This is a genomic window from Streptomyces sp. MS06 (assembly GCF_047200655.1).
In the GTDB taxonomy this organism is placed as follows: domain Bacteria; phylum Actinomycetota; class Actinomycetes; order Streptomycetales; family Streptomycetaceae; genus Streptomyces.
In genome coordinates, this window is the sequence record NZ_JBJZOJ010000112.1 from 1 (window position 1) to 8,262 (window position 8,262).

Annotated in this window: 12 protein-coding genes; 6 read left to right on the plus strand and 6 right to left on the minus strand. The window is 68.8% G+C overall.

The window, feature by feature from the left end; genetic code table 11:
* Nucleotides 1–65 precede the first annotated feature (65 nt).
* Entirely contained in the window at nucleotides 66–425 is a 360-nt protein-coding gene (locus ACL02U_RS32335) for a DUF6204 family protein (protein WP_412794574.1), read from the minus strand.
* Between the two features lie 9 nt (nucleotides 426–434).
* A complete protein-coding gene (locus ACL02U_RS32340; RefSeq protein ID WP_412794575.1) occupies nucleotides 435–1,007 on the minus strand; it encodes a DUF4158 domain-containing protein in 573 nt (190 codons plus the stop codon).
* On the opposite strand from ACL02U_RS32340, the gene ACL02U_RS32345 reads away from it, so the two are divergent.
* Nucleotides 999–1,373, plus strand: coding sequence for a DUF1877 family protein (locus ACL02U_RS32345; protein WP_412794576.1), 375 nt, complete (start codon nucleotides 999–1,001; stop codon nucleotides 1,371–1,373). The genes ACL02U_RS32340 and ACL02U_RS32345 overlap by 9 nt on opposite strands.
* A 549-nt stretch (nucleotides 1,374–1,922) precedes the next feature.
* Here the strand turns inward: ACL02U_RS32345 and ACL02U_RS32350 are convergent.
* Nucleotides 1,923–2,285, minus strand: coding sequence for a hypothetical protein (locus tag ACL02U_RS32350; protein ID WP_412794577.1), 363 nt, complete (start codon nucleotides 2,283–2,285; stop codon nucleotides 1,923–1,925).
* Nucleotides 2,286–2,477: 192 nt separating this feature from the next.
* Complete coding sequence (locus ACL02U_RS32355) at nucleotides 2,478–2,993, minus strand: hypothetical protein (protein ID WP_412794578.1); 516 nt, start codon at nucleotides 2,991–2,993, stop codon at nucleotides 2,478–2,480.
* Nucleotides 2,994–3,139: 146 nt separating this feature from the next.
* Here ACL02U_RS32355 and ACL02U_RS32360 point away from each other — a divergent pair, with 146 nt between their 5' ends.
* Entirely contained in the window at nucleotides 3,140–3,271 is a 132-nt protein-coding gene (locus ACL02U_RS32360) for a hypothetical protein (protein ID WP_412794579.1), read from the plus strand.
* Nucleotides 3,272–3,439: 168 nt separating this feature from the next.
* Complete coding sequence (locus ACL02U_RS32365) at nucleotides 3,440–4,108, plus strand: recombinase family protein (RefSeq protein WP_412794580.1); 669 nt, start codon at nucleotides 3,440–3,442, stop codon at nucleotides 4,106–4,108.
* Between the two features lie 53 nt (nucleotides 4,109–4,161).
* Here ACL02U_RS32365 and ACL02U_RS32370 read toward each other — a convergent pair whose 3' ends face one another.
* Together ACL02U_RS32370 and ACL02U_RS32375 are read right to left on the minus strand one after the other, a co-directional pair.
* Nucleotides 4,162–4,863 (minus strand): class I SAM-dependent methyltransferase, encoded by a 702-nt coding sequence (locus ACL02U_RS32370; protein WP_412794581.1) that lies wholly within the window; start codon nucleotides 4,861–4,863, stop codon nucleotides 4,162–4,164.
* Nucleotides 4,864–4,916: 53 nt separating this feature from the next.
* On the minus strand, nucleotides 4,917–5,432 hold the full coding sequence (locus ACL02U_RS32375) for a hypothetical protein (RefSeq protein WP_412794582.1): 516 nt from the start codon (nucleotides 5,430–5,432) through the stop codon (nucleotides 4,917–4,919).
* 135 nt (nucleotides 5,433–5,567) lie between these two features.
* Between ACL02U_RS32375 and ACL02U_RS32380 the strand changes: the two genes are divergently transcribed.
* The 3 genes from ACL02U_RS32380 to ACL02U_RS32390 all read left to right on the plus strand — a co-directional run.
* Complete coding sequence (locus tag ACL02U_RS32380; protein ID WP_412794583.1) at nucleotides 5,568–6,842, plus strand: histidine kinase; 1,275 nt, start codon at nucleotides 5,568–5,570, stop codon at nucleotides 6,840–6,842.
* On the plus strand, nucleotides 6,830–7,480 hold the full coding sequence (locus ACL02U_RS32385; RefSeq protein WP_412794584.1) for a response regulator: 651 nt from the start codon (nucleotides 6,830–6,832) through the stop codon (nucleotides 7,478–7,480). Before ACL02U_RS32380 ends, ACL02U_RS32385 begins: the two co-directional genes overlap by 13 nt.
* Nucleotides 7,481–7,881: 401 nt before the next feature.
* Nucleotides 7,882–8,262, plus strand: a 381-nt coding sequence (locus ACL02U_RS32390) for a hypothetical protein (RefSeq protein ID WP_412794585.1), incomplete at its 3' end; no start/stop codon positions are given.

Consider the following 8,262-nt stretch of genomic DNA (forward strand, 5'->3'; position numbering starts at 1 on the left):
GGATCATCTCCCATCGCGCGGGGAGACATCCCCGACGGGCGGGCGAAGAGAGTGCCGCTGCAGGGTCAGACGTACTTCTGGGCTGCGGCGCGGCGCTGCCGTTTGCCCAACGGTGCCTGGGAGAGGTCCTCTGCATTGCTCCTGAGGTTCTTGTAGCCGTAGCCGCGCTCGGCCAGCCACGCCTTCACCGACTCTTCGGCGCGTTCGGTCGCTTCCAGGATGTCCTGTTCTTCCTCGCCGGAATCCAGGAAGCGGAAGGTGAAGGCGGATCGCGCGGCCAGGTCGTAGCTGAGGTGCCCTTCAGAGGTGAAGGCCGCCCGCAGGACGTCATGCTCCGCAGCACGGGCCAGGAGCTCGGCCCGCTGATCAGTGCTGAGTCCGTCGAAGACACCGCGGACGGTGATACGGAAGGTATGAGTACTCATCCCACGACCCTAACCAGCGCGGTCGGTGTAGCTCCACCGTGTTCCAGCGGCGTACGGCCAGGTCGGGCCCTCGGCGGACTTCTTCAGCCGGTTGAACAGCGTCGTCCCGTCGCTGTCACGGTCCTCCAGCAGCCGCATGAGCCCCGCCCGCTGAGCAGCGCTCATGCGGTCGTGGATTCCCGTGCAGATCGAGGCGTTCACCTCGGTGCGGATTTTCGAGGCCATCTTGTCGAAGGTCGAGAACCCGGGCAGCTCCAGCCCGGCCTCCACCACCTTCTCCAGCGCGATATTGATCAGATCCGCCGGGCGGTTCTTCGCCGCGGCCTCCTTGCGGATCGACTGCTCGACGATTTGCCGGGCCTTGACCTGGTCGTACGTCACGCCGACCCGCTTGCGGACCAGGCCCCGGTGATGCTTGGCGGTCCGCTCCGCCCGGTACACCGGCAGCGTGCCCTCCGGGAGCTCCACCGCACGCCGGACGAAGTCCACCACCATCTCCGGGACGTCCTCCTGGCCTGCCAGGACGACGACGAGGTCATCGAACTCGTCGCAGAGGTCGAGGACCAGTGGGACATGAACCACCTGTTCGAACTCGACAAGTCCTGGGACGCCCTGCACCGATGCTTCACCGACGGCGACCTCGCCTGCGACAACGGCGACTACCCGTTGTCGCACGTCATCCTCGGCGGAATTCCGTTGCACGGAGGCGACGACTACATCGTCTGCTACGTCACTGCTGACCAGGTCCGCGAGATCGCGAAGGCCCTGGAGCCACTGGACGGGCAATGGCTGAGCGATCGCTTCGCCACGCTCACGTTCGACGCCTATCAGGGCACCGGCGACGCCGACGACATCGCCTACACCCAGGCGTTCCTGCCAGGACTGAAAAACTTCTACCTCACTGCGGCGCAGAACGACCGAGCGGCCATCTTCACCGTCAGCCAGTAGACCGGGGCCAACTCAAACCGGAACCCGGGGCCAGGTCAGACCGGAAGCAGCTCTCTCTCGATGTTCTGGTGGGGCCAACTCGGGCCGCAAGAGCGGGGCCAGTTCAACCGTTAACGCCACAGTAGCCACGGCGGCGAGCACGTGATCACCCTGGCTACTTTGCGGCGCGTGTCCGAACTAGGACACCGGGGCCGACTCTGCGTGCTCCGCTGCAACGGAGCACGCATTCAATGAGTCCGGCCTTTCGTCGCTCCGGTCCCGGCTGAGCTGCGCGTCGTCACCGCGCCACTCAGATGGCCGATGAACCTCAGATAGTGGTGGAAGCCGTCGAAGTTGTCGGCGGCCCGCCGACCAGCGGCGGGCGGGCACCGCCGGGGGAGAGCCGCGCCACGTGGTTCCCCCGGCCTGGTCAGCTGTGCGGGTCCGTTGGCGAGGGCCGCATCTCTGGAACCGCCCGCCACGCCCGCCACAGAACACCGCCGCGTGATGCGCGTGGGTCGCCTCCGAGGTGTTGTACGCACTCGCGGCCGGGTGCTGGACAGCCAGCGATCAGACGGCGCGCAGTCGAGAGGGGTCGGGCTGCTCCGGCTCGATCTCCGCAACGACCTTGAGGGGAACGGGAGTCTCGGCGTCGGTAGCGTCCTCCGCCCTGTGGCGCAGCTTCGACTTCAGGGTGATCAGCCCGCTTTTGACGTGCGGCGCGGCTACGGCCCCCAGCGCGAAGCACGTGCCGGCGATCGCCAGGGCCGTCTTGGTGCCGTCGAACAGCACGGTGTGCGTGACGAGCGTGTTGTCGTCATCCCGCGCCAGCGGGCTCTTTCCGCCCGAAGTGCTCGACTGTGAGAAGTGTGTGTCGGAAGGACGCTTCGTCAGCATCAGTTCCCAGATCGAGTCACCCCGGTTGAACTCCATGACGCAACTGTAGAGGCGACCAGGTACGCCGCGGACCGGAATGTCATGTTCCCCGCTTTGGTCAGCGGACGGGGACACGAAGACCTTGACACCCTTTCATTCAGTCGAGCTCTTCGGGGCCCCCAGGGTGGCCTGCCGGCAGCCATGGCGCCAGGCGATCTATGTCTCTTGGGTATCGCCGTGCCCCCGGTTCTACACCCGAACGAGGTCGTAGACGGCCCGTTGAGGGTCGGTTTTGACGATGAGCCCGTCCGCGCACAGGTCGCGCAGGATCTGCCGGACCCGCTTCTCCGCTGCCCGTTGGTCTTCCCACGTGTGACCGTGGTCGCCCAGGGCTTTGATGGCACGCTGCGGGTCCCAGGTGCCGCCGAGGGCGCGAATCGCCTGGGAGAGGACATGTCGGTCGGGATGGTCCTTCTTGCGATGGTTGGCGATGCTGGCAGGGGCGCCGCTGTAGTTGCAGTCGGCGCACTTCTCCCACGAGCAGTCCGGATTGGTGACGGCGGCGTGGCGGACGGAATGGTGCGAGCCGAAGCCGTGGGCGTGGAGCAGTTGAGCGACGGACCCGTCGTACTTGAGGGCCATGAGCGCTGCTTCGGCGATCTTGTCGTGGCCGGCGGCGAAGAACTTGCCCAGGCTGACATCCTTCCCGCAGCCGCACCAGCACTTGCCGGTCGGAATGAGGCGAGGCTTCTCATTGCTTGGCATGAACTCAAGCTATCAATCCTTGAATTGAAGTCAAGACATAAATCCAAGGATTGCACTCAAGGGTTGCGTTGGTGCAAGTGGGGGTGTCGGTAAGAACGCTGTCACCAGCCGCAAACAACACCCGTCGACCCCGGCAAGATGAGCCCATGAGCGAAGGAACAGGCGCCGTCGTCGCCTCCATAGCCGCTGGCGTGCTCGCCATCATCGGCACCGTCATCGGCATGTACGTCGGCCGCCGTCAGACCACCGACGAAGCCCAGGTTGGCATCCGCCGGTGAGCATGCCCAGGAGCTGTCGGGCGGTGACCGGGTCGGTGCGGGGCGGCCCAGCTCCCGGGCGCTGGGCAGGAAGCCGGCGGGGATGCCTTCCTCATATAGGGAGACACGTTCCTTCTCGAAGGCGGCAAGGGATCGGCCCAGGATGCACACATCCTGACGGGGCGCCTGATGTTCTGTTCCACTTCCCCACCGTTCCCACCCCTCCGTGACACACCCCGACCGCGAGAGCACCCCGCTCGGGGGCTCGAACTCGCGTACGCACGGGTCTCGACCACCAAACAGAGCCTGGAACGGCAGCTCGACGCTCTCGCTTCCGCAGGCATCCCGAACGAACGGATCTACGTCGACAAGAAGAGCGGCGCCAGCATCGAGCGCCCCGGCCTGACCGAACTACTGGCCTACGCGCGACCCGGCGACGTGATCGTGGTCCACACCCTCGACCGCCTCGGAAGGAACCTGCGTGAAGTCCTCAACCTCGTCCATGACCTGGGGGAGAAGCAGATTGGCGTACGCTCGCTCGCCGATCCGCTGCCGATCAACACCGCCGATGAGGGCATGGGCCGCATCGCCTTCCTGCTGCTGGCCCTGTTCGCCGAGATGGAGCGCACCTTCACCACCGAGCGCGCCGCCCATGCCCGCGCCGTCGCCGAGGCTGCCGGCCGCCGTATCGGTCGACCCGTCGCTCACCCCACCGACAAGATCGAGTACGCCCGGCTGCTGAAGCAGCAGGGCAGCAGCCTCGGTGAGATCGCAGCGAAGACCGGCATCCCTAAGACTTCCCTGCACCGCTACCTCGCAGTGCCAGGTCCCAGCGACACACCGGAGCGAACCCGCTGATGGCAGCCGACGTGGACTCGCAGCAGGCAGAATAGGACTGCGTCGTGCGGTATTCACTCTTCCCCAGCGTCGTGGACGAGGCGCTCACCCTGGCGGTCGGGTTCGTCGGCGCCACAGGGTCGGAAGCGGGCGAGGTACGCCAGGCTTGACCCGCGGCGTACGGTCAGGTGGAGGCCGGAGGCGTCGGCGAGTCGGTGCAGTCGGCCGAACGAGATCCAGTGCCGGTCGAAGAACTCGCCGATGACCAGCCGCCCACCCGGTGCCAGGACCCGTGCTGCCTCACGCAGCACCCGCTCCGACTCGGGGATCTCGCCGAGCGCGGTGACGGCGTACACGGCGTCGAACGTCTTGTCCTCGTATGGCAGTGCACGCGCGGCGGAGCGGACCGGCGTGATGTTGGCCAGGCCATCGTGCACGGCGCGGCGCATCACGTGGTCGAGCATCTCCTGCTGGATGTCGAGCACATCGAGCCGCCCGGCCGGACCGAGCTGCGGGGCAACGTGCAGCGACTGCAGTCCGGTCCCCGGGCCGATCTCCAGCATCCGCTCCCCCGGTCGCGGCCGCAGTACGGCGTCCATCCGGCCGGCGGTCAGGAACGGCAACGGCACGTCGAGGAGGCCGCGTTGGGCGTACGGATAGGGCGCTGTGTCGCCCAGCCACCAGGCGGTGGCCAACGCGGCGCCCGCGCCGGCGGCGACCGCCCAGCGGGTCCGGGCCGGGATCGGGGCGATGGGGGCGGTGGTGATGCGGTGCATGGTGTTCTCCGGTGGATCGATTCGGTCCGCGGTACGTAGTCGGGCGGTCGGCGTCACGCGGGCCGGCTCAGCGCCCGCAGCGCCAGCCGGCCGCACAGCGTGGCGAGCGGCAGCTCGGCGCCGAGCGCCATGGCGACCGCGGTGGCGAAGTCGCCGCCCGGGGCCGCGGTCGTGGTGTCGAACCAGGCGTCCACCACAAGCAGCGTCGCGGTCGCGGCGGCTGCCAGGGCGTGCCGCCGGTCGCCGCGGGCGGCGAGGAGGCCGGTGGCGATCAGGCCGAGCGCCTCCAGCGCGTCGAGCCCGACCCAGGCGACCGGCCAGTGCGCCGCGGTCGCGGTGGCCGGCAGGCCGGTGGCCAGCACGTACAGCCACGGCAGCAGGGCGAGCCCGCAGGCGACCAGCAGCCCCCCGGCCCGCCGCATGCCCCGCGCCGGGCGCGGCTCCTCCGCCTCTTCGTGGAGCGGGATGACCTCGGCGCGGTCGAAGCCCTTGGCACCGACCAATTCCTCATCGCACAACACCAGTTGACGCATCGTCTTCCCCCGCTCCCCGCCGGCTCTCCCCTTCACGTGCTCCACCCTCCGCCGCACACCAGGGCGCCGTCAGTCACGCAGGGTTCCGACTCGGGGTGGAGATAAGTGCACCCCCGAACCGGGCGGGAGCGTCATGGCACGGGGATGGCCTGCGGCTTTACCGTTTGACGCATGCAACTCACGACGTGGCTGCAGCTGGTGCTGGGCCGGCCGTTCCGCAGGGCGGGACACCGGACCGCGCTCGTCGCCGCCGGCCTGCCGCTCCACCTCTCTGTGGTGCCACTGTGGCTCTGGCTGCTCGGCACGATGGCGGCGTTGGTGCGCGCGCCCGGCGCGGTGGCCGTGACTCCGCTGCCCGTGCTGCTCACGCTCGTGGTGACACCCCTGCTGACCGTCGGGCAGCGGCGGCGCTACCGGGCGCTCGTCGGCAAGGACCTCCCGCGCCCCGCCGTACCCGGGCCGGGACGCAACTGGAAGTCGGCGGTGCGCCGGCTGACCGGCCGGGCCTTGTGGCGGCAGGTCTGCTACCACGCCGTGGCGGGTCCGCTGCTCGCCGTCCTGGACCTCGCCGTCCTCGCCGTCTGGGCCGCCGCTCTCGTGGCCGCCTCCATCTACGTGTGGATCTGGGCGCTGCCCCCGCAGTGGCGGGTCACCGACCTCGGGTACACCACGCAGGCCGCGTACATCACCGCCGGCGGCCTCGCCCTGCTGTTCCTCGGGCCCCGGCTGACCGGCGCTCTGGTGCGGCTGGAGACCCGGGCGGCCGAGGTCCTGCTCGGCCCCAGCCGCACGGAGAAGCTGGCCCGCCGGGTCGCCGACCTCGCCGAGAGCCGGGCCGGCGTGCTCGACGCCACCGACACCGAGCGGCGGCGGATCGAGCGCGACCTGCACGACGGCGCACAGCAGCGCCTCGTCTCACTCGCCGTCAACCTGGGCCTGGCCAGGTCCACCCTCAGCGACCTGCCGGAGGACGCCCGCAAGGTGATCGACGAGGCGCACCGCGAGGCGAAGGAGGCGATCGCCGAGCTGAACAACCTGGTGCGCGGCCTGCATCCGGCCGTCCTTGAGGACCGCGGCCTCGACGCCGCGCTGTCCGGGGTCGCCGCCCGCCTCCCGATCCCGGTGCGCGTGGCGGTGGACCTGCCGCAGCGCCCCTCACCCACGGTCGAGGCCGTCGCGTACTTCGTGGTCTCCGAAGCCCTGACGAACGTGGTCAAACACGCCCAGGCGACCCGGGCGGACGTGACCGTGGAGCGGATCGGGGAGACACTGCTGGTGGTCGTCGCGGACGACGGCGCGGGCGGCGCGGATCTCGCGGCGGCCGGCGGTGGCACCGGGCTCGCCGGGCTCGCCAAGCGCGTCGCGTCCGTCGACGGCACGTTCTCCTGCCGCAGCCCCGCCGGGGGCCCGACCGTCATCACCGTGGAGCTGCCGTGCGCGCCGTGATCGCCGAGGATTCCCTTTTGCTGCGGATCGGGGTGGTCAAGGTGCTGGAGGCGGCCGGCTTCGAGGTATGTGCCGAAGTGGCCGACGCGGAAGGGCTGCTGGCGGCCGTCGAGGAGCACCGGCCGAACATCGCCGTGGTCGACGTGCGCATGCCGCCCGGCTTCACCGACGAGGGTGTGCGCGCCGCGCTGGTGATCCGCCGGCAGTATCCACCAACCGCCGTGCTGCTGCTGTCGCAGTACGTGGAGGAGCGGTACGCGGCCGATCTGCTCGCCGCCAACACCTCAGGCGTCGGCTACCTGCTCAAGCAGCGAGTAGCCGACATCGAGGAGTTCACGGAAGCAGCACGCCGGGTGGCGGCCGGCGGCACCGCACTCGACCCGCAGGTCGTCGCGCAACTGCTCGTGCGTCGGCACAGCGATCCACTCGACCGGCTCACTCCGCGCGAACGTGAGGTACTGGAGCTGATGGCGGGAGGCCGGTCCAACTCCGGCATCGCCGCCGAGCTGGTGGTGAGCGAGAGCGCCGTCGCCAAGCACATCAACAGCATCTTCACCAAGCTCGACCTGCCCAAGGCAGACGCCGACCACCGCCGCGTCCTGGCGGTCCTACGCTTCCTGGGCGTTGCGAACGCATAAGCGCTGAGCCGGTAGAATACTGGGCGATCACATCCGTATGCCTGGTCAGTGATGGCGCAGCAGATATCAGCACGTAACGTCAGCTACTTGTCTCTGGCTGACGGCCCCGAGCCGCCCAGCATGCAAGGACGGCAACGACGCCAGACCGAGACGACCACGCCATGGGCTCACTGCCATGCGCAGGAGACTTCGGACATCAGTGCAGCCGACTCCGGAAGCTGACAGAGCCCCCGGATTGCACGGGTTCATTGGACGCCCCGCCATCCTGTCGTCAAACGATCGTCTGGCGACACCTCTCAGAGGTGCGGACGCTCACGCAATTGGGCTCTGGCGCTGATCTTGTGACGGTCACAGCTGGCACACATTAGGGCTGCCCAGTGGCGGTCGACGATGATGCGGGGATGACCGATCAGGGCTCCGCCGCAATTCCCGCGCTGGTATTCGACGAGGAGCACGAACCCGTGCTCCTCGGTGGCTCGGCGATCGCCGGACCATTCATGGTGGGGGGCGCCACCATCGTCATAGGTGAGGCCGGGACGGTGATCACCGTGGAAGCGAGTGACGCACCCGCCAGGAGCGGCGTGTGGAGTGCTGAGGAGGTCCGTCTGATCGGGCCCGCACCGGCCCCGGTCACCGAGCGACTGGTCGGGTCGCCCTGGGATACGGACAAAAGCTCGATGCCGATCCACATCGCGGTCCGCCTCGGAGAAGAGGTCCTGTGCCTGGGCACTGCCAAGGTGAGCCAGGCCAGCACATCCGACGGCGTTCTCACTCACTGTGAA